A 20,752-nucleotide genomic window follows, 5' to 3' on the forward strand; every position below is an offset into this window, starting at 1 on the left:
AAATCAATTATGATACAGGAAATTATAGCATATAAGAAAATAGTTGATGACATAGAAGATTTAATGAGTAAATCTCCTTTTAAAAAAAATTACATTATTGAGAAAGTTGGTATTTCGAGGCCAACATTTTATCGTAAACTAAAGACGCATACATTTACTCCTGATGAAGTTCTTTCAATTGCTAAGATCCTTTCTCCAGAAGAAAATTTTATGCTTGAACTAAAAGCAGATATTGAGCAGGGGAAACGTGATTTAGACAATGGAGATTTTATAACACATGAACAGATGTTGGCAGAATTAAAAAGTAAAAACCTTATATAAACATTTTTATTGGTTTTTGGCGATTGTTGTAGAATGTAATTAACTCTATTTGATTTTTTTGTGTCCTATAATATAAAGTGATATGTTTTGAAATTAAGATTTCTCTACATATCAAATCTGAATTGTATTTGCCAAGCATAGGATTTTTTTCTAAAAGCGCAATTATATGTAAAACCTCTTTGATAAATTTTTGAGCTACAAGTGGAGACCAAAAGTGTTCAAGATAATTTCGGATATTATAAAAAGTATAATTGGCTCTCTTTGACCAAATAATTTCCATCAACTAAATTTAATTATTTGGCTAAAATATAAAAAATAACTTACAATTTATTGCTTACATCTCAAACTTCTTCCCCTGTTCAGGATAAATAATTTGTACTCCCAAATCATTTTGCTTCTTTAATTGCTCTTTAATTTTTGCAATATTCTTTGCAGGAGGTTTCAAATGAGTGATTATGATCTTAAAGTTTTTCAGAGAACCTTTTCCTGATAAGTCTTCTAGAACGTGAAGCTCTTTCATTAGATAATTTGGAGTTAAATGTCCGAACAAAAATTTATCTGGTTGTTCATTCGGAAATGAAACTTCAATAAAAATTCCTTTTAATTGCCCTTCTTTAACCAATGGTGCAATAGCTGTCCATAAATCACGAAGATTAGTACTTTTTTCTACTTCATCTGGTCCTGTGTCGCCTAAATACAAAGCATAATCAGTATCGTTTTTAATTAAGAAAGCGGTACTCTCGAACGGATTAACATGACTTAAAGGAAATGCTTTAACGGTCATTCTAGCATTAGTCAAAAGGGTTTCTTTTGCCAAATCTAAAGTCTGAAAATGATATTTTTTGATATGAAAACCAGGCCCTGCATCTCCAAAATTGGCCCAAGTTTGATCGTTAAAATAATGGTTTTCCATCATTTCCATGCATTTGTTAGTTGCATAAACCGTCTTTGAAGAATCTGCAGGAGAATTGATAATTAATCCCGAAACATGATCTAAATGCGCATGGGAAATCAAATATCCTTTGATGTATTTTCGTAAAACTTCGCTTGTCGAAACTTTAAAAGTTTTCTTTTCAATTGCTTTTTCAATTCCGGCGTTTACAGTTCCGGCATCGAGGCAGATATAATCGGTTGTGTTTGATGGAGCTATTAAATAAGCCGAAAGATTTTTTTCGTCTATACCGCCCATTACACCTAGAGGAACTACAGAAAAAGAAGTTTTAGCTTTTTGAGAAAATATTTGGGTTGAAACTAAAAGCAAACAAAGCAGAAGCCTACTGAAATGAGTCATATTTTGAATTTTAAGTATTGCAAATTTCATTAAATAAATTCAATAATAAAGTTTCGTTTCTGTTAATACTATAAAATAAACTTAAATTTACGTTTATTTATAAATTAACTTCAATCGGAAATTAATTCTAAAACAATATCTTTACATAAAAATATAACAATTTTAACCAAAAAAGTTACAATGACAACAATAGCATCGCAATTTGGAATGAAGGAAGCTCTTGAAAAATTGGGCATCAAGACGATAAATGATGGTACATCAACGGGAATCAATAATTTTTCTTCTGGGGAAATCTTAGAGAGTTATTCTCCAGTTGACGGAAAATTAATTGCTTCGGTAAAAATGTCAACAGCAGAAGATTATGAAAAAGCAATTCAAACGGCTGCAGAAGCGTTTAAAACCTTTAGGTTGATTCCTGCGCCACAGCGTGGTGAAATTGTACGTCAGTTTGGAGAAAAATTGAGACAAAATAAAGAAGCTTTAGGCAAATTGGTTTCTTATGAAATGGGGAAATCTTTGCAGGAAGGCTTTGGAGAAGTTCAGGAAATGATTGACATCTGCGACTTTGCGGTCGGATTATCTCGTCAGCTTCACGGATTAACGATGCATTCTGAAAGACCAGGTCACCGAATGTACGAACAGTATCATCCGTTGGGAATTGTTGGAATTATTTCGGCATTTAATTTTCCAGTTGCAGTTTGGTCTTGGAATACGGCTTTAGCTTGGATTTCCGGTGATGTTTGCGTTTGGAAACCTTCTGAAAAAACACCTCTTTGCGGTATTGCCTGTCAAAATATAATTGCTCAAGTTATTAAAGAAAACAACCTTCCAGAAGGAATTTCGTGTTTAATAAATGGAGATTACAAAATAGGGGAGTTGCTAACTGCAGACACTCGTATTCCGCTTATTTCTGCGACCGGTTCGACTAGAATGGGAAAAATTGTGGCGCAAACTGTTGCAGGAAGATTAGGTAAATCGTTGTTAGAATTAGGAGGAAATAATGCTATTATCGTGACTCCAGATGCAGATATAAAAATGACGGTTATCGGAGCTGTTTTTGGAGCTGTTGGAACTGCTGGACAGCGTTGTACTTCAACTCGAAGATTGATTATTCACGAAAGCATTTATGATAAAGTAAAAGATGCTCTTGTTGCAGCTTACAAACAATTACGAATCGGAAATCCGCTTGACGAAAATAATCATGTTGGACCTCTAATTGATACTCATGCTGTTGAAATGTACACTGCAGCTTTAAACAAAGTAGTGGCAGAAGGAGGAAAAATTCTTGTAGAAGGAGGAGTGCTTTCTGGCCAAGGTTATGAAAGTGGCTGTTATGTAAAACCTGCAATTGCTGAAGCTGAGAATTCTTTTGAAATTGTACAGCATGAAACATTTGCTCCAGTTTTGTATTTAATTAAATATTCTGGCGAAGTTGAAAATGCAATCGAAATTCAAAATGGTGTTGCTCAAGGATTATCTTCTGCAATTATGACCAATAATTTACGTGAAGCTGAAAGATTCTTGTCGGCAATTGGTTCTGATTGCGGAATTGCAAACGTAAACATTGGAACTTCTGGTGCTGAAATCGGTGGCGCTTTTGGAGGTGAAAAAGAAACAGGTGGCGGACGCGAATCAGGTTCTGATGCTTGGAAAATTTATATGAGACGACAAACCAATACCATCAATTATACAACAAATCTTCCGCTAGCGCAGGGAATTAAGTTTGATTTGTAATTTTACAAAATCTGAAATAAAAAGGGCTTCCAAATTTGGAAGCCCTTTCAGTTTAGGTAAGTTAGTTTTACTTTTTAATAAGTGTTTGGTTAATTGATCCGTCTACAGTGGTTATTTTTGCTAGATAAGTTCCAGGAATTAAACTGCTCGTGTCAATGCTTTCAGAGCTTCCAGAGTTAATTACTAAGTTTCCAGAAATATTATAAATACGTACATTTTGTACTTTTTGCTCAGGGTCTGCTAAGTATAAAGTGCTTGAAAAAGGATTCGGATATAGAACTATTTTTGCTGGTTCTGCAGTCGTTGCTGAATCTGCTACTGCAGCCATTTTTAAAGTGCTTCCGCTATAAACGGTGCTGATATAGTATAAGTTGGCAACAGAATTTTTAGTGATAGAATGAGAACCTGCTGCAACAGAAACGGTTACAATACCAGCAGATGCCGTATACGAAACATTGTCTACTTTAATGCTTCCTGTAAAATTAGAATCAAAAACTAATGTCAAGGTCGATGCACTGGTTGTGGTATATGTTATCGATGTGCTAGATTCTATTTTTAGACGCTCGGTAAGTGTTAATCCATTGTAAGTTACAGAACCTGGAGTTGAATTCATATTTCCAGTAATGGTATAAAATGCGCTTGTTTTTCCAGAAGTTGTAAAATTATGAATTTCAGATCCACTAGAACTTGTTGTAACAGTTATAGTTCCAGATGCTGTTGCAGGAGACCCGGCACTTCCAGAAGTTGTTACAGAATACGATACGTTTGCAGTTGGAGTACCTGTAATTGTTATTGTTTTTGCTGTAGTGTTTTTTACAAAAGACAATCCAGAAGCTGGCAATCCAGTTACAGTTGCATCTGTAGCGTCTCCGCCCCAAGTAAATACAATTGAAGCAATAGCAGTTCCAGAAGAAACAGTTTGGCTGTTGTTGCCAGTAGAAGTCAAAGTTTGATTACCTGCAGCAGTAACAGTTACAGTTCCTGAGCCAGTGGCTGGGGAACCACTAGTTCCAGAAGTTGCAATAGAGTACGAAACTGTTGTAGTTGGCGTACCCGAAATAGTGATCGTTTTCGCTGTAGTATTTTTTACAAAAGTCAATCCAGAAGCAGGTATTCCTGTTACAGTTGCGTCAGTTGCATCTCCACCCCAAGTAAATACAATTGATGAGATTGCAGTACCGCTTGCAACAGTTTGATTGTTGTTTGAAGCAGAAGTCAAAGTTAAAGTCTGTGTTCCAGCTGGAGGATTTCCTTCTCCTTGTACAGACACTAAATTTCCTGTATAGTTAGTTAGCGCAGTTTTTAAAGCTGTAATAACTGTAGAAGAAGTATCATCTGTAGCATTGTTGAAAGTCCATTTTAAATCTCCTCCAGATACACGTCCTGCATATTGAGTCGTTTTTGTTTTTGCCGCCGCTGGAGTATCAACAACTAGATTTTTTACATACAAACTAGCATCTGTATCAAAGTTGTTATAGATATTAGCGCCAGATTTAGATTTTACAGAACTGCTCACCACTTCTCCTCTTGTTGCAGCTACGTAAGCATCAAAATCTGTTGTCGAGCTTATTTTTCCTGAAATATTATACAACGGATTCGGATCATTATAAGCTACAAAACGCATATTATTTGTTCCGTTAGAAGCGTCAAAAGTATTATTATAAGCTTTAATGCTTCCTCCAGCTTCACCAGAGAAAGTTCCCATTGTTCCTGCATTATTTACTTGATTAGCTTCGTCCCAGATATCAGAACCTTGAAGAGAAGTTAACATTGGGTGTTTGCTGTTTCTAAAATAGTTTCCTTCAACAAAAAGTGAAGATCCCATAGTCGATCCTGCGCCATATTTACAAACTCCGTCATAATAGTTGTTGTAAATATGTGCCGAGTAATAGCGTACACGAGGATGACGAGAGTCTGAATGGTCAAACCAGTTGTGGTGATACGTTACATATAAACCAGCGGTTGTTCCTTCACTTAACCCCAAAAGACTTGCTTTTCCATTGTCCCAAAAGTGGTTGTAAGACATGGTGATGTAAGTCGAAGTTTTATTGTCTAATGCTCCATCACCTTTTATTTGGTCAGCATCGCTTCCTGCGTTTCCATAAAATAAATCACAGTTATGAACCCAAACGTGATCATTGTCCTGCTGCATTCCTACGTTGTCGCCTGCAGTACTGTCGCAGTTCATAAATCCTAGATTGTTTACTTCTATGTTTGAAGCCGATTTTAATCGAACTCCCCATCCGTTTGCTACAGCATCGTCGCCGATACCTTCAATTGTAACGTAACTTGAAGCATTGTTTGCATTTTCAATAACCACATCGCCACCTTCCATTACAGTCATGTCTGTAATATTTCCGATTAGACGGATAATAAACGGACGAGTGTCTTTTCCTTTTTTAATGGCATAGAGAATATTTTGTAAACCAATGCATGGATTTGCACTTGCTCCAGTAATATTCATCGAAATTGTATTTTTGGTATTTTGAGTGATGTAAAGAATTACGGCATTATCTTTAGGTGTTCCGTCTGCTTTGTATCCTCCAGGAACGCGGCCACCTTCAAAAGCAAATCCGTTTCGGTCATGTGCTACGACCGTTAAACTGCTTGTTGTAGTTCCAGTTCCTTCAGTACCGTTTATAACAGGTTTTACTTTTACAGTATAAGTTCCGGCTTTAAGTCCTGGAATATCAGCACGAAAATAAGAACCATAACTTCGGATAAGCTGGTCGTCAATTTTTTTGTCTGTAAGTCCATTTCCAGTGTAGTAAACATTGTAGGTCTGGGCACCACTGACTGGTTGCCATTTTACAAAAGCAGATTCTAGCCAGCCCGAAGCTTCATTAATAGTTTGGGCCCATAATTGGACTGTCATAAGAAATACAGCCACGAAAAGTAGGTTTTTTTTCATAAGTGTTTTGTTTAGATAGTTAATAATAAGTAAGTGGTTTTACTTTCGACTCCAAGTGGTTTAATTGTAATCGATTACACAAAATTATATATTAATTTTTAATACGGTAATTTTTTTACTAAAAAATATATCATAATGTAATTTTTTAGTTGTTTAAGTGTGAAAAATGTAATTAATTGCATGAATTGTAATTTATTACACATTTTTTATGATTACGGAATGCCGTATTTTTCTAGCTTTTAGCAATTTCACAATTTGAAGAAGGTACTTATAAAGAATTTGTAATTTTTTTTAATTACATAAATTACATTTTACTTTTTTGTAAGAATTAGATTCTTTTTTAGTTTCCACAAACAGATTATTCTTAGAAGTTGTGAATAATAAGTAGTACTTGCGATGGAAAAAAATAAATAAATGAAATAAAAAAAGCCCCTTTGATTTTACTCAAAGGGGCTTCAATTTTATATAAGGACAAACTCTAGTCTCTGCTTGCAAATTTAGATAGAAGTCTTAAGAATTCGATGTATAACCATACCAATGTAATCATTAATCCCATTGCTCCGTACCATTCCATAAATTTTGGCATTTTTTCTCTTGCGCCTTTTTCAATTAAGTCAAAATCTAAGAAAAGGTTAAGAGCCGCTACAATGATTACAAAAACACTAATACCAATACTCATCATAGAATTTCCATAATGAACAGGCGTCCAGCTTGTAAACAATGATACAATCCAAGAAATTAAATAATAAGTCGCAATTGCCAAGGTTGCAGCAACAACAACAGATTTGAATTGTTCTGTAACTTTAACAATTCTAAATTTATATAGACCAAGACAAACCAAGAAAGTAACCAAAGTTGCTCCAACGGCGTTGATTACAATTCCGGGAAATTTCAATTCAAATATTGCAGAAATACCTCCTATAAACAATCCTTCAAATAAAGCATATCCTGGCGCTAGGTAAGGAGAGGCCTGTGGTTTAAATGAAGAAACTAATACAAGGATAAAACCAATAATTGCACCTCCAATTGTAGGAAGCATTGGGTTCATTCCATTAAAAGTCATCCACCATGTCACCATAGCAGCACCGCATAAAATTAGGAATAAGATGGCTGTTTTGTTGATAGTTCCAGACACCGTCATTTCTTGATTATAATCAATAATTTGAGCTTGGTGCACTTCTGTTCTAGGTTCAGCATTTGATGAAAAACGCTTACTGTTTAAAAATGGATTTTTTGAATTAAAGTTCATGTTGTAATACATTTAATTGAACTCAAATATATGGAGATTTTTTGAAGTGCAATCTGAGTAAAGAATTTTTTAACATGAATTTCTGTTCTGTATTGATAGCATAAAAAAAATCCATTAAATAAACTTTAATGGATTTTCGAATATTTTAAATTAAGAGATTTTTTCTTATTTCAATAAGTCTAAAACTAATGATGGAAATAAACCTAATGCAATGTTTAAAACAATTGATACTACAGCTGTAGCATAAATAAGGAAAGGTCTTCCTGTTCTTTCTTGATTAGGTTCTTTAGAATACATTGCAATAATAAGTTTGAAATAATATCCAACACTTATAATAGAGTTAATTACCGCAACGATTACTAAACCAATATATCCTGCTTGAATAGTTTGGTTGAATAAAAATAACTTAGCAAAGAATCCAGAGAAAATAGGAATTCCGGCCATTGATAGTAATGAAGCTGTAAGAATTGCAGCCAATAGCGGATTTGTTTTTCCTAAACCGTGGAAGTTTGTAATGTCTTCGTTATCACGATCTCTGCACACATATAAAATTACACTGAAAGCAGCGATCCCAGCTAATGCATAAGCAGCAGTATAGTATAATAAAACTCCAGCTGATGCAGAAACTGTTAATAATGTCATTAACATGAAACCTGCATGAGAGATTCCAGAGAAAGCAAGCATACGTTTTACGTTTACTTGTCTTAATGCCATAATATTACCAACAGACATAGAAGCAATAGAAATGATAACTACGATAACTTCAAATGTGTGTAAAAGATCTTGATTTTCAAAAGAAGAAATTACATTCATACCAGAAATCAATTTAAATAAAGTTGCAATAGCTACTACTTTTGCTAATGTACTCATTAAAGCAGTTGTTAAAGCAGGAGAACCTTCGTAAACGTCTGGAGCCCAGAAATGGAAAGGAACTGCGGCAACTTTAAATAACATTCCAATAATCATTAAAATTAATCCAATTGGAAACCAGATTGGTAATTCAGCAGAAAGTGCAATTTCGTGAATTTCACTAATGTCAAAAGTTCCCATTGCACCATAAATCAAGCAGATCCCGAATAAGATAATTCCTGATGCGAAAGATCCCATTAAGAAATATTTCATACCTGCTTCGTTACTTTTAATATTTAAACGATCACTTGCAGCAAGTACATATAAAGCAATAGATAAGATTTCAATTCCTAAAAAGAACATGGCTAAGTTTCCAAAAGAAACCATTGCTACAGCTCCAGCTAGTAAGAAAACTTTAATTGCCACATAATCTGAAATTTTCGTTGGGTGATTGTGGTAAAAATTATGACTTAATGCTACAAGGAAAATAGTCAAAACGATAAACAATGATGAAAAAGCTGTAGAAAACTTACTCACTGCGATCATATTGTTGTAATAACTTTGTTCTGTTCCAAATTCACAGTAATTAAGTGCCAATACACCTATTAAACCTAGAATGGTAATAGGAATGATGGCCTTTCTTAAATTAAGAATTTCAAACAATAGGCAGAAAATACCCAATCCTGTTATAGCTATTAATGTATTCATTTTTATCTTTTTGATTTAGGATTTCAATTTTTAAGTGTAATCCTAATTTATTTTTTGTTTAAAATATTAGTTCTTATTGATAACTTGTAAAATAGTTTCCAAGCTTGGTGTAATCAAATCTGTGATTGGTTTTGGATAGAAACCAAAGAATAATAAAACAGCGATGATTACCGCAAATGAAATTCCTTCATTAAGTGTAACATCAGCAAATGTTTTAGAATTTGTTTCGCCTAGCATTACATGTTGGAACATTCTCAACATATAGTAAGCTCCTAAAATGATCGTTGTTCCGCCAAGAATAGCAAACCAGATATTGATTTGAGATAAACTGTATAATACTGTAAACTCTCCAACAAAGTTAAATGTACTTGGTAGTGCAACAGAAGCTAAGACTAAGATTAAAAACATCGATGTGAATTTTGGAGCTTGAGTACGAATTCCTCCTAAAGCTTCAATTTCTCTAGTTTCATATCTTCTGAAAATTACTTCAGCAGCAAAGAATAATCCCACTACAACAAAACCGTGAGCAATCATTTGCAGAACGGCTCCTCTTAAACCATCAAGAGTAAGAGTGTAAGATCCCGCAGCGATTAACCCAACGTGAGCAAGAGAAGAATAAGCTAATAATTTCTTTAAATCTTTTTGTCTTAAAGCTACAATAGAACCGTAGATAACTCCAGCAATTCCTAAAGCGATAAAGATGTATAGGTATTCTTTTGCAGCGATTGGTGCAAGTGGCAATTGCCAACGAATTACACTGTACAATCCCATTTTAAGCATGATACCAGATAAAAGCATTGTTCCAACAGTTGGTGCTTTTTGGTATACATTTGCTTGCCAAGTATGGAAAGGAATAATTGGAATTTTGATAGCATAAGCTAAGAAGAAAGCCAAGAAAATCCAGAATTGCTCGCAAGCAGATAAGTTTAGTTTGTATAAATCTTCAATTAAGAAAGAACCCGCTTTTTGGTACAAGTAAATGAAAGCAGTTAACATGAATAATGAACCAGCAAGTGTGTAAATAAAGAATTTAACCACTGCTTTTCTGCGCTCTTCAGCATCGCCATTACCCCAAATTAAAGCAATAAAGTAAATTGGAATAAGAGCTAATTCCCAGAAAATGTAATATAAAAGACCATCAGATGCTAAGAAAGTTCCTGTCATAGCAAAAGCCATAAACAAGATCAAAGCATAAAAACTTTTTGAATTGTTATATTCATTTCCGAAAGAAGAAAATATAATAATCGGAGTTAAAGCTGCAGTTAATAAAACCATTGCAAGCCCAAGTCCGTCAGCGTTTAAAGCGAAAGAAATTTTTGGCTGAGTAATCCAGCTATTGATTACGCTGATATTTTCGCCAGCGTTATAATTATTCAATAATACAATTGAACATCCTAAAGCTGCCAAACTAAATAGCAAAGCAACTTTTGAAGCTAGTTTGTCACCAGAAAAATAAGTGGCAAATGCACCAATTAAAAGTATAATTAATATAGTAGAAACGTTCATAGTTATAATATTATTGAGCTAAAAATATATAGGAAACAATTGCACAAAGTCCTAAAACAAAAACAAATAGATATAATCCTATACTTCCGGTTTGTAATTTTTTTCCTTGGAAAGCAATTTCGTTTGCTATCTTACCTAATCCAAAAACAAGCGCAGATAATCCTGTCTCGATATAGTCTCTAAAGAATTTAGACAAACTATTAATTGGCGCAACAAATACAGCATCGTAAACTTCGTCTACATAATATTTGTTGTATAACACTTTGCTTGAACCAGTAATGTTTTCGTCAGATTCTGGAACATTATCTTGTTTGAAGTATTTGATGTAAGCAATTAAAATTCCTAATAATCCGCCAAGAACTGCAACACCCATTAAAGCATATTCAGTTGTTCCTAAGTGATGTTCTTCTCCAGCCATTTTTGTAAAAAGAGGAGCAAGATATTCGTTTAACCAGCTGTTTCCAGGTAAACTAATCAATCCTCCAAAAGTTGCTAAAATAGCTAAGATGATAAGCGGAATGGTAATTAAAGAACCGCTTTCGTGTAAATGGTGTTTTTGCTCTTCAGTTCCTCTGAATTCTTTGAAGAAAGTTAAGAACATTAAACGGAACATATAGAAAGCTGTCATGATTGAAGCAACCGATCCAACAACGTATAATGGAATACTGTGGTGGAAAGCTGTCAATAAGATTTCGTCTTTAGAAAAGAATCCTGAGAAGAATGGAACTCCAGAAATGGCTAATGAAGAAATCAACATTGTCCAGAATGTAATTGGCATTACTTTACGCAAACCTCCCATGTTACGCATATCCTGCTCTCCGTGTAATCCGTGAATTACAGATCCAGATCCTAAGAATAAACAAGCTTTAAAGAAAGCGTGAGTGATTACGTGAAAAACAGCTACTTCATAAGCTCCAAATCCTAATGCTAAGAACATTAAACCTAATTGAGAAACTGTAGAGTAAGCCAATACTTTTTTGATATCGTTTTGAACCAATCCAATTGTAGCAGCAACTAATGAAGTGATAGCTCCAATAATCGCAATTACAGTTTGAACATCTGTTGCAAGGTTGAAAACAAAGTTTAATCTCGTTACCATAAAAATACCTGCAGTTACCATCGTAGCCGCGTGGATTAATGCAGAAACTGGAGTTGGACCAGCCATCGCATCAGGTAACCAAGTGTATAACGGAATTTGAGCAGATTTACCACAAGCTCCAATAAATAAACATAAAGCAGCTAAAGAAAGTAATGGTAAATTTAAATTAGTAGCTCCAGCAATTGCAGTTTGTAAAGTTGCATAATCTAATGTAGAGAACATCGAACCGATGATGAACATTCCGATTAATAAACCTAAATCTCCAATTCTGTTCATGATGAAAGCTTTTTTCGCAGCATCATTATAATCTTGGTTTTTATGCCAGAATCCAATTAATAGGTAAGAACAAAGTCCAACACCTTCCCATCCAATGAAAAGAACTAATAAGTTGCTTCCAATTACAAGCGTAATCATAAAGAATACGAATAGATTTAAATAGGCAAAAAACTTGTGCATATTCTCATCATCATGCATGTAACTGATAGAGTATAAGTGAATCAAAGATCCAATTCCAGTTACAAAAAGTAACCAAAGAACAGATAGTTGATCTAATAAAAATCCAAGATTGATTTTTAAGTTGCTAATTTGAATCCAATCAAATAAAGTAACCTGAATTCCTTTTCCAGTAGAAGTTATTTGATTAAAAAGTAAAAGAGAAACTACAAAAGAAATCGCCACGGCAATAGTTCCGATTGCACCAGAAACTGTTTTTCCTAAGCTTTTTCCAAAAAAGACATTTACTAGAAAACCTAGTAAAGGAGTTAAAACTAAAATTAAAGTTAAATTGGTATCCATTTCTGATTATCCTTTTAAATTTTTTAAATTATCGATACTAATTGAGCCGATATTTCTAAAGATAGAAACTAAAATGGCCAATCCTACCGCAACTTCGGCTGCAGCAACCGCCATCGAGAAGAACACAAAAACTTGTCCTTGCGCATCTTGATGATAAGTTGAAAAAGCAACAAATAAAAGGTTTACCGCATTCAACATAATTTCGATAGACATGAAAACGATAATAGCATTTCGTCTGTACAATACACCAAAAATACCAATACAGAAAAGTACAACACACAAAAAGATGTAGTTTTCAATACCTATTTGATTTAATATATTACCCATTATTTATTTAATTTTTCTTTTTTAGACAATAGAACTGTTCCAATCATAGCAACCAAAAGTAAGATTGAAGCAAATTCGAAAGGAACCATATATTCGTCCAATAAAATTTTACCTAAAACTTTAATTGATTGGAAATCTTCTCCAGTAGAATCGTATTCACCCACAATTGGTTTTGAGTTAATAAAGATGGTAATCAAAACAATCAATATTAAACAGAAAGAAACAATAGCACCTAGACGTGTAATTCTAGGACGGTGAACTTCTCGTTGTTCGTTCAAGTTCATCAACATGATCGTAAACAGGAACAGAATCATAATAGCCCCAGAGTAGACTATTATATGAACAACAGCTAAGAATTGAGAATTTAATAGTAAATAATGACCAGCAATCGAGAAGAAACAAATTACCAAATAGATGGCACTATGAATCGGGTTTCTGCTGAAAATAGTCAAGAAAGCAGTAATAACGGTAATAAACGCTAAAAAGCAAAAGATAACTTGAACAGTTGTTGCGTGTGCAAAATTAGGAATATGTATCATTTAGTTAGCGTTTTTAAGTTGAGCGTTTTTCATAGCCATTTCTAAAGGCATTACTAATTTATCTTTCCCGAAAATGAAATCTTCTCTATTGTAACTAGCTGGAACCAATACTTTAGATTCTGTTAGGTAAATAGCGTCTTTTGGACATGCTTCTTCACATAAACCGCAGAAAATACAACGAAGCATATTGATTTCGTAGATTTCAGCATACTTTTCTTCTCTATACAAGTGTTTTTCATCAGGCTTACGCTCTGCAGCTTTCATTGTAATCGCTTCAGCAGGGCATGACAAAGCACATAATCCGCAAGCAGTACAGTTTTCACGACCTTGTTCATCGCGTTTCAACATATGCTGACCACGATAAACTGGGCTCATTTCACGAACCTGCTCAGGGTAATGAATGGTAACTTTTTTTCTAAAAAGGTGTTTTACGGTAATGACCAAACCTTTTACAATCGCCACAAGATACAATCGTTCAACAAAAGACATGTCTTTATTTGACACCACCTTTTTTCTACCCGATAATGATATAGTTTCTATTGACATTTTTACTATTATAGTTTATGACTTACAATTTGACATCAATCAAATTCAAAATCTATTTTTGTTTTTTATTTGAAGCTTAATCCTGCTATCCGCTGTATTTTTTGTGGTGAACCCCACCACAAAAGGATGCCGCTTCTATCAGGGCTAGGGCATTACGGTTCTTAGAATCCTAAAGCGGCTAAGATTTCGTGTCTTAAAATAACAACACCCGTAATCATGATATTAATAATCGAAAGCGGAATTAAAATTCTCCAACCTAAGTTCATTAATTGGTCATATCTAAATCTTGGAATCGTCCAACGTACCCACATATAAAAGAATATGAAGAAACATATTTTTACGAACAATGCCGCGATTCCTAATAAGTTAGCTGCATTTACACCTACATTTTCTACCATCCATTGCATTCCTGGGTAGTTGTATCCACCAAAGAACAATACAGAAATAATAGTAGAAGAGATAAACATACTCGCATACTCAGCAAATAAATAGAATCCCATTTTCATTGATGAATACTCTGTATGGTAACCTCCAATTAACTCATTTTCACATTCTGCTAAATCGAAAGGAGTTCTGTTTGTTTCTGCAAATGAACAGATTAAGAAAATTAAGAATGATAATGGCTGATAAAAAACATTCCAGTTCATTCCTTGTTGCTGTAATGAGATTTCTTTTAAACTCATTGTTCCAGTCATCATCAATAAAGCGATTATTGATAATCCCATTGCAACCTCGTAAGAAACCATTTGAGAAGCAGCACGAATAGCTCCCATCAAAGAGAATTTGTTGTTTGAAGCCCATCCACCAATCATGATTCCGTAAACTCCAACAGAAAGAACTCCAAAAATGTATAATAAAGCAATATTTACATCAGTAGCTTGAAGAATAATGTCTCTACCAAAAAGATGCAAACGATCTCCCCACGGAATTACAGCACTAGTCATTAAGGCAGTACTCATTGCAATGGCAGGACCAACTACGAATAAAAATCTATTTGGTGTATTTGGGAAAAACTCTTCTTTAGAGAATAATTTCATACCATCTGCAAGCGGCTGTAATAAACCTCCCCATCCAGCACGGTTTGGTCCAACACGGTCTTGCAAAAAAGCAGCAACTTTACGTTCTGCCCAAGTAGAATACATTGCCATAATCATTGTTACCGCAAAAACGACAACAATAACAACACTTTTTTCTATAATAAATGCACTTTCCATTTCTTACTATTTTTTGTCTTTATCAGTTAATGGAATTGCTGCCATACTAATTTTTTTACGGTCAATATCTCTACCTAAAAGAATGTTCTTTTCTGTATCGATTTCAACTTTCTCTAATTTTTGAGTGTAATTATTTTGGTTGATTACAGAGTCTTTTTCAAATTCTCTTGGCCCTTCAATTACCCAGTCATTTACATTTTTGTGATCAAAACGGCAGCTGTTGCAGATGAATTCTTCAACTTCATGGTACTCATCTTTACGACCAGTAACACGTTGAATTTCTCCACCAAACATCCAAACTGTAGTTTTACCGCAACATCCTGGAGTAGTACACTCTCTGTGTGCGTTATAAGGTTTGTTAAACCAAACTCTTGATTTAAAACGGAAAGTTTTATCTGTTAAAGCTCCAACAGGACAAACATCAATCATGTTTCCAGAGAACTCATTATCGATAGCTTTAGAAATACCAGTCGAAATATTAGCATGATCTCCACGATCTAATACTCCGTGAACTCTGTTGTCTGTCAATTGATCTGCAACTTGTACACATCTTTGGCATAAAATACAACGGTTCATGTGAAGTTGAATATTTGGACCGATATCTTCTGGTTCAAATGTTCTTTTTTCTTCAATGTAACGTGATTTCGGATTTCCGTGCTCGAAACTTAAATTTTGTAAATCACACTCTCCAGCCTGATCGCAAATAGGGCAATCTAACGGGTGATTGATTAATAAAAATTCTGTTACAGATTTACGAGCTTCAGTTACTCTTGCAGACGATTTACTGTTTACTTCCATGCCATCCATGCATCCTGTTACACAAGATGCCATTAATTTTGGCATTGGTCGTGGGTCAGCTTCACTACCTTTAGAAACTTCAACTAAACAACAACGACATTTACCGCCGCTGCCTTTTAATTTTGAGTAATAGCACATGGCTGGCGGAACTAAATCTCCACCAATCATACGTGCAGCCTGCAGGATTGTTGTTCCTGGTTCTACGTCTATACTTTGACCGTCTATGGTTACTTTCATCTCTTATTTTGTTTTTTTAGCTTCAGGTTTCAGGTTTCGCGTTTTCACTTGAAACTAAAAAAACTTGAAACTTTAAACTATTTTTTAAACTGTTTGTTTGCCTACTAAATGCTTAACTTGTGAGAAAGGCTCGGCAACAAAGTGATCTCTATTTTTAATTTTTTCTGGGAAACGAACGTGATATTCAAATTCATCTCTAAAGTGACGAATCGCTGCAGCTACAGGCCAAGAAGCGGCATCACCAAGAGGACAGATTGTGTTTCCTTCAATTTTACTTTGAATGCTCCACAATAATTCGATATCTTCTTCACGGCCTTGACCGTTTTCAATTCTCCATAAGATTTTTTCTAACCATCCAGTTCCTTCACGGCAAGGAGTACATTGTCCGCAAGATTCGTGGTGGTAGAAACGAGCAAAGTTCCAAGTGTTTCTTACCACACATGCAGTGTCGTTGTACACGATAAATCCTCCAGAACCTAACATAGATCCGGTAGCAAAACCACCATCACTTAAAGATTCATAAGTCATTAAACGATCTTCTCCATTTGCTGTTTTGAAAATTAATTCAGCTGGTAAAATTGGCACAGAAGAACCTCCAGGTACAAATGCTTTCAAAGGTCTGCTCGAAGACATTCCTCCTAAGTATTCATCAGAATTCATGAATTCGTCAACACTTAAACCCAATTCAATCTCGTAAACACCAGGATTTTTAATGTGTCCTGAAGCAGAAATTAATTTAGTTCCGGTAGAACGTCCAATTCCAATTTTAGCATAATCATCACCAGAATTGTTTACAATCCAAGGCACAGTCGCAATTGTTTCAACATTGTTTACCACAGTTGGATTTGCCCAAAGACCAGAAACCGCTGGGAAAGGTGGCTTGATACGAGGATTTCCTCTTTTACCTTCCAAAGATTCGATTAATGCTGTTTCTTCTCCACAGATATAAGCTCCAGCTCCACAGTGTACGTGAAGTTCAAGATCATAACCTGTTCCTAATATATTTTTTCCTAACCAACCGGCAGCTTTTGCTTCGGCGATTGCTCTTTCTAAGATTTTGAAAACCCACATATATTCTCCACGAATGTAGATGTAAGATAGGTTAGCGCCCAAAGCGTAGCTAGAAGTGATCATTCCTTCGATCAATAAGTGAGGAATATATTCCATCAAGAATCGATCTTTGAATGTTCCAGGCTCCGATTCGTCGGCATTACACACTAAGTGTCTTGGTCTTCCTGATTTTTTGTCAATAAAGCTCCATTTCATTCCCGCAGGGAAACCAGCTCCACCACGGCCACGTAATCCTGATTTTTTTACTTCTTCAGTAACTTCGTCTGGAGTAAGTGTTTTTAAAGCTTTTTCTACAGATGCATAACCACCATTTTGGCGATATACTTCGTAGGTTTTAATTCCAGGAATATTGATTTTATCTAATAATATTTTTTGTGACATCTTATTTATCGTGTAATATTATTTTATCCTCTCTACAATCAGCAATAATCTGATCGATTTTCTCTTCTGTCAGTTTCTCTTTGTAGAAATCTCCCAACTGCATCATCGGAGCGTATCCGCAAGCACCTAAACATTCTACACCAGCAATAGTAAACATTCCGTCTGGAGTAGTTTCTCCCATTTTAATGCCTAGTTTTTCAGAAGTGTAATCCATTAAATCTTCGGCACCTCTTAAGCAGCAACAAGAAGTCTGGCAAAACTCAAACATGTACTTGCCAATTGGCTTTTGGTTGAACATTGTATAGAAAGTAACCACTTCATAAACCTCAATTGGTTTGATCTGAAGAATCTCGGCAACTTTATCTTGCAATTCAATACTAAGCCAGTTGTTATGTGCATCCTGAACTTCGTGCAAAACAGGCAACAAAGCCGATTTTTGTTTGCCTTCAGGATAATGACTAATCAATTCATTGATGCGGTTCATCAATGCCTCGGTCATATTTATTTCTTGTTTGTAATGTTTACGTTCCATTTTTAATTTTAGATTTTAGATTTTAGATTTTAGATTTTTTAAATCTTGTTCTATAATCTATGATTCTTCAATCATTGTTTAAGTTTTAGATTCTTCAATCTGAATTTTTCAATTCTTAATTATAATTTTAAATTTAAATTCTAAAATCTGAATCCTCAATCAGCAATCTAAAATCTACAATCTAAAATCTACAATTTCTTAGGCGTCTAATTCTCCTGCAATTACGTTCAAACTTGATAGAATAATAATTGCATCAGAAAGCATAGCACCTTTAATCATTTCTGGGAATGCTTGATAGTAAATAAAGCATGGTCTTCTGAAATGTAATCTATATGGAGTTCTACTTCCGTCTGTTACTAAATAAAAACCGATTTCTCCATTTCCTCCTTCTACAGGGTGATAGATTTCTGCAACTGGTACAGGAACTTCTCCCATTACGATCTTAAAGTGATAAATTAAAGATTCCATAGAAGTGTAAACATCTTCTTTTGGAGGAAGGTAGTAATCTGGAACTTCAGCATGGTATTCGTTTCCTGGAGGCATTTTTTCTAATGCTTGGCGAATAATGCTTAAACTTTCCCAAACTTCAGCGTTACGAACACAGAAACGATCGTAAGTATCTCCTGATTTTCCAACAGGAACTATAAAATCAAAGTCTTCGTAAGATGAGTAAGGTTGTGCTACACGTACGTCGTAATCAACCCCAGCAGCACGTAAGTTTGGACCTGTAAATCCGTAAGCCATTGCTTTTTCAGCAGTGATACCACCTACGTTTACAGTTCTGTCAAGGAAAATTCTATTTCTCTCGAATAGGTTTTGGAATTCTTGCCAAACAGGTGGGAATTCTTCTAAGAATTTGTCTAGTTTTTTGAAAACTTCTGGAGACCAGTCTCTTTCAAAACCACCAATTCTTCCCATATTTGTAGTCAAACGAGCTCCACAAATTTCTTCGTAGATTTCGTAGATTTTTTCTCTAAATTGAAATACGTATAAGAAACCAGTATACGCACCTGTATCTACACCTAAGATTCCGTTACAGATAATGTGATCTGTAATACGAGCCAGCTCCATTACAATAACTCTTAAGTATTGAGCTCTTTTAGGGACTTCAATGCCTAATAGTTTTTCTACTGTCATCCACCATCCCATATTATTAATAGGAGATGAACAGTAGTTCATACGGTCTGTAAGAGGTGTGATTTGATAAAAAGGACGATTTTCGGCAATTTTTTCGAATGCTCTGTGGATGTAACCAATAGTTGGCTCAGCCTCAAGAATTTTTTCACCATCCATCAATAAGATATTTTGGAAAATACCGTGAGTTGCAGGGTGAGTTGGACCTAAATTTAGTACAGAAAGTTCGCTTCCGTCTTCGTTTAGTCTCTCCTTAATTATTTTAGCATAACGATGCTCTGGTGGTAATAATAGTTCTGACATTTTATAATGTTGAATTATTTTTTAGCAATTTGATGTTGTTCTTCCGAAGAATCTGTCATCCTTATCTGTTCTTCCGCTGTCTTCTAATGGAAATTCTTTTCTCATTGGGTGAGACTGCATTTCATCCATATTTAAAATACGTTTCAATTGAGGGTGTCCTATAAAGTTTACCCCGTAGAAATCGAACGTTTCTCTTTCCATCCAGTTTGAAGACAAGAAAATATTTGAAACTGTTTTAATTTCTGGTTTTTCGCCGTTTAAGAAAACTTTGATTTTTAATCTTTTGTTTTCGTACCAATTGTGTAAATGGTAAACAACTGCAAACTGACGTTCTGTTTCGTTATCTGGATAATGAATGCCGCACAAATCTGTTAAGAAGTGAAAACGTAATTCTGGATCGTTTTTAAGGAATAGAATCAAGGCTGTAATTTTATCAGCCGAAGCTTCTAAAGAAAAAATATCTCTTTCTTGCTGAAAGTTAAAAACATCGTTATTAAATGTTTCTACAAGTTTGTCTTGAATTTGGGTGTTTTCTAAGGCCATCTTATGAGATATTATATGAAGCTAATAATTCTTGGTATTCTGGTGAGCTTCTTCGTCTCACAGATTCGCTTTTTACCAAGTCCTGAAGTCTCATAACTCCATCAACAATTTGTTCTGGTCTTGGCGGGCATCCTGGTACATAAACGTCAACTGGAATTACTTTGTCAATTCCTTGAAGAACAGAGTAAGTGTCAAAAACTCCTCCTGAAGAAGCACATGCTCCAACAGCAATTACCCAACGAGGTTCTGCCATTTGCTCGTAAACTTGTCTTAAAATTGGAGCCATTTTTTTAGAAATAGTTCCCATTACTAATAACATATCGGCTTGTCTTGGCGAGAAACTAACACGCTCAGAACCAAATCGAGCTAAGTCATAGTGAGATGCCATTGTTGCCATGAATTCGATACCACAGCAAGAAGTCGCGAAAGGAAGCGGCCATAATGAGTTAGCTCTTGCTAAACCAACAACATCACTAAGTTTTGTAGCGAAGAAACCTTCACCCGTAACTCCTTCTGGCGGTGCAACCATATTTACTTTTGAATCGCTCATTTTATTTTAGATTTCTGATTTTAAATTTTTGATTTCTTGAATCGTAAAAAATAAAATCAATTTTTTAAATCAATTTTTATTCGAGGATTAAATTTTAAATCTAAGTTCTAAATC

19 protein-coding genes are annotated in these 20,752 nt (G+C 34.7%); 2 read left to right on the forward strand and 17 right to left on the reverse strand.

All coding sequences use genetic code 11. The annotated features are described in order from the left end of the window. Positions 1-9: 9 nt before the first annotated feature. Entirely contained in the window at positions 10-321 is a 312-nt protein-coding gene (locus tag J7574_RS03315; protein WP_290964187.1) for a hypothetical protein, read from the forward strand. On the opposite strand, the gene J7574_RS03320 is transcribed toward J7574_RS03315, so the two are convergent. Beyond that, positions 314-601, reverse strand: coding sequence for a type II toxin-antitoxin system RelE/ParE family toxin (locus J7574_RS03320; protein ID WP_290964191.1), 288 nt, complete (start codon positions 599-601; stop codon positions 314-316). The genes J7574_RS03315 and J7574_RS03320 overlap by 8 nt on opposite strands. 54 nt (positions 602-655) lie before the next feature. Next, positions 656-1,612, reverse strand: coding sequence for an MBL fold metallo-hydrolase (locus tag J7574_RS03325; RefSeq protein ID WP_290964193.1), 957 nt, complete (start codon positions 1,610-1,612; stop codon positions 656-658). Between the two features lie 180 nt (positions 1,613-1,792). On the opposite strand from J7574_RS03325, the gene J7574_RS03330 reads away from it, so the two are divergent. After that, positions 1,793-3,346 (forward strand): aldehyde dehydrogenase family protein, encoded by a 1,554-nt coding sequence (locus J7574_RS03330; RefSeq protein ID WP_290964195.1) that lies wholly within the window; start codon positions 1,793-1,795, stop codon positions 3,344-3,346. A 67-nt stretch (positions 3,347-3,413) separates the two neighbouring features. On the opposite strand, the gene J7574_RS03335 is transcribed toward J7574_RS03330, so the two are convergent. The 15 genes from J7574_RS03335 to J7574_RS03405 all read right to left on the reverse strand — a co-directional run bounded on the left by J7574_RS03335 (position 3,414) and on the right by J7574_RS03405 (position 20,638). Then, positions 3,414-6,257, reverse strand: a complete 2,844-nt coding sequence (locus J7574_RS03335) for a T9SS type A sorting domain-containing protein (protein WP_290964197.1) — start codon at positions 6,255-6,257, stop codon at positions 3,414-3,416. A gap of 478 nt (positions 6,258-6,735) precedes the next feature. After that, positions 6,736-7,506: a Bax inhibitor-1/YccA family protein gene (locus J7574_RS03340; RefSeq protein ID WP_290964200.1), complete on the reverse strand. Its 771-nt coding sequence runs from the start codon at positions 7,504-7,506 to the stop codon at positions 6,736-6,738. Positions 7,507-7,671: 165 nt separating this feature from the next. Beyond that, a complete protein-coding gene (locus J7574_RS03345) occupies positions 7,672-9,063 on the reverse strand; it encodes an NADH-quinone oxidoreductase subunit N (RefSeq protein ID WP_290964203.1) in 1,392 nt (463 codons plus the stop codon). A gap of 66 nt (positions 9,064-9,129) precedes the next feature. Beyond that, positions 9,130-10,569 (reverse strand): NuoM family protein, encoded by a 1,440-nt coding sequence (locus J7574_RS03350; protein WP_290964206.1) that lies wholly within the window; start codon positions 10,567-10,569, stop codon positions 9,130-9,132. A gap of 10 nt (positions 10,570-10,579) precedes the next feature. Beyond that, on the reverse strand, positions 10,580-12,463 hold the full coding sequence (gene nuoL, locus J7574_RS03355; protein WP_290964209.1) for an NADH-quinone oxidoreductase subunit L: 1,884 nt from the start codon (positions 12,461-12,463) through the stop codon (positions 10,580-10,582). 6 nt (positions 12,464-12,469) lie between these two features. Next, positions 12,470-12,790 carry an NADH-quinone oxidoreductase subunit NuoK gene (gene nuoK, locus J7574_RS03360; RefSeq protein ID WP_290964212.1) on the reverse strand — a complete coding sequence of 107 codons (321 nt, stop codon included), beginning with the start codon at positions 12,788-12,790 and terminating at the stop codon, positions 12,470-12,472. Beyond that, positions 12,790-13,329, reverse strand: coding sequence for an NADH-quinone oxidoreductase subunit J (locus J7574_RS03365; RefSeq protein WP_290964215.1), 540 nt, complete (start codon positions 13,327-13,329; stop codon positions 12,790-12,792). The genes nuoK and J7574_RS03365 overlap by 1 nt, the downstream gene beginning before the upstream one ends. Beyond that, positions 13,330-13,875 (reverse strand): NADH-quinone oxidoreductase subunit I, encoded by a 546-nt coding sequence (locus J7574_RS03370; RefSeq protein ID WP_290964218.1) that lies wholly within the window; start codon positions 13,873-13,875, stop codon positions 13,330-13,332. A 161-nt stretch (positions 13,876-14,036) separates the two neighbouring features. Next, positions 14,037-15,089, reverse strand: a complete 1,053-nt coding sequence (nuoH, locus tag J7574_RS03375; protein WP_290964221.1) for an NADH-quinone oxidoreductase subunit NuoH — start codon at positions 15,087-15,089, stop codon at positions 14,037-14,039. Between the two features lie 6 nt (positions 15,090-15,095). Continuing rightward, a complete protein-coding gene (locus J7574_RS03380; RefSeq protein WP_290964224.1) occupies positions 15,096-16,124 on the reverse strand; it encodes a 2Fe-2S iron-sulfur cluster-binding protein in 1,029 nt (342 codons plus the stop codon). Between the two features lie 84 nt (positions 16,125-16,208). Then, complete coding sequence (gene nuoF / locus J7574_RS03385) at positions 16,209-17,576, reverse strand: NADH-quinone oxidoreductase subunit NuoF (RefSeq protein WP_260672141.1); 1,368 nt, start codon at positions 17,574-17,576, stop codon at positions 16,209-16,211. Position 17,577: 1 nt separating this feature from the next. Beyond that, the gene (locus tag J7574_RS03390) at positions 17,578-18,108 is read right to left on the reverse strand and encodes an NAD(P)H-dependent oxidoreductase subunit E (RefSeq protein ID WP_008466111.1); all 531 of its coding nucleotides are present in this window, start codon (positions 18,106-18,108) and stop codon (positions 17,578-17,580) included. Positions 18,109-18,306: 198 nt separating this feature from the next. Next, on the reverse strand, positions 18,307-19,545 hold the full coding sequence (locus J7574_RS03395) for an NADH-quinone oxidoreductase subunit D (RefSeq protein WP_091490525.1): 1,239 nt from the start codon (positions 19,543-19,545) through the stop codon (positions 18,307-18,309). Between the two features lie 21 nt (positions 19,546-19,566). After that, positions 19,567-20,088: an NADH-quinone oxidoreductase subunit C gene (locus tag J7574_RS03400; protein ID WP_290964235.1), complete on the reverse strand. Its 522-nt coding sequence runs from the start codon at positions 20,086-20,088 to the stop codon at positions 19,567-19,569. Position 20,089: 1 nt separating this feature from the next. After that, a complete protein-coding gene (locus J7574_RS03405; protein WP_095929653.1) occupies positions 20,090-20,638 on the reverse strand; it encodes an NADH-quinone oxidoreductase subunit B in 549 nt (182 codons plus the stop codon). Positions 20,639-20,752: the final 114 nt, after the last annotated feature.

Origin of the sequence: Flavobacterium sp. (assembly GCF_017744675.1) — a bacterium.
GTDB lineage: Bacteria > Bacteroidota > Bacteroidia > Flavobacteriales > Flavobacteriaceae > Flavobacterium.

Coding starts and splice junctions, on each gene's coding strand:
- J7574_RS03315 (WP_290964187.1), top strand. CDS start 10: ATGATACAGGAAATTATAGCATATAAGAAAATAGTTGATGACATAGAA.
- J7574_RS03320 (WP_290964191.1), bottom strand. CDS start 601: ATGGAAATTATTTGGTCAAAGAGAGCCAATTATACTTTTTATAATATC.
- J7574_RS03325 (WP_290964193.1), bottom strand. CDS start 1,612: ATGACTCATTTCAGTAGGCTTCTGCTTTGTTTGCTTTTAGTTTCAACC.
- J7574_RS03330 (WP_290964195.1), top strand. CDS start 1,793: ATGACAACAATAGCATCGCAATTTGGAATGAAGGAAGCTCTTGAAAAA.
- J7574_RS03335 (WP_290964197.1), bottom strand. CDS start 6,257: ATGAAAAAAAACCTACTTTTCGTGGCTGTATTTCTTATGACAGTCCAA.
- J7574_RS03340 (WP_290964200.1), bottom strand. CDS start 7,506: ATGAACTTTAATTCAAAAAATCCATTTTTAAACAGTAAGCGTTTTTCA.
- J7574_RS03345 (WP_290964203.1), bottom strand. CDS start 9,063: ATGAATACATTAATAGCTATAACAGGATTGGGTATTTTCTGCCTATTG.
- J7574_RS03350 (WP_290964206.1), bottom strand. CDS start 10,569: ATGAACGTTTCTACTATATTAATTATACTTTTAATTGGTGCATTTGCC.
- nuoL (WP_290964209.1), bottom strand. CDS start 12,463: ATGGATACCAATTTAACTTTAATTTTAGTTTTAACTCCTTTACTAGGT.
- nuoK (WP_290964212.1), bottom strand. CDS start 12,790: ATGGGTAATATATTAAATCAAATAGGTATTGAAAACTACATCTTTTTG.
- J7574_RS03365 (WP_290964215.1), bottom strand. CDS start 13,329: ATGATACATATTCCTAATTTTGCACACGCAACAACTGTTCAAGTTATC.
- J7574_RS03370 (WP_290964218.1), bottom strand. CDS start 13,875: ATGTCAATAGAAACTATATCATTATCGGGTAGAAAAAAGGTGGTGTCA.
- nuoH (WP_290964221.1), bottom strand. CDS start 15,089: ATGGAAAGTGCATTTATTATAGAAAAAAGTGTTGTTATTGTTGTCGTT.
- J7574_RS03380 (WP_290964224.1), bottom strand. CDS start 16,124: ATGAAAGTAACCATAGACGGTCAAAGTATAGACGTAGAACCAGGAACA.
- nuoF (WP_260672141.1), bottom strand. CDS start 17,576: ATGTCACAAAAAATATTATTAGATAAAATCAATATTCCTGGAATTAAA.
- J7574_RS03390 (WP_008466111.1), bottom strand. CDS start 18,108: ATGGAACGTAAACATTACAAACAAGAAATAAATATGACCGAGGCATTG.
- J7574_RS03395 (WP_091490525.1), bottom strand. CDS start 19,545: ATGTCAGAACTATTATTACCACCAGAGCATCGTTATGCTAAAATAATT.
- J7574_RS03400 (WP_290964235.1), bottom strand. CDS start 20,088: ATGGCCTTAGAAAACACCCAAATTCAAGACAAACTTGTAGAAACATTT.
- J7574_RS03405 (WP_095929653.1), bottom strand. CDS start 20,638: ATGAGCGATTCAAAAGTAAATATGGTTGCACCGCCAGAAGGAGTTACG.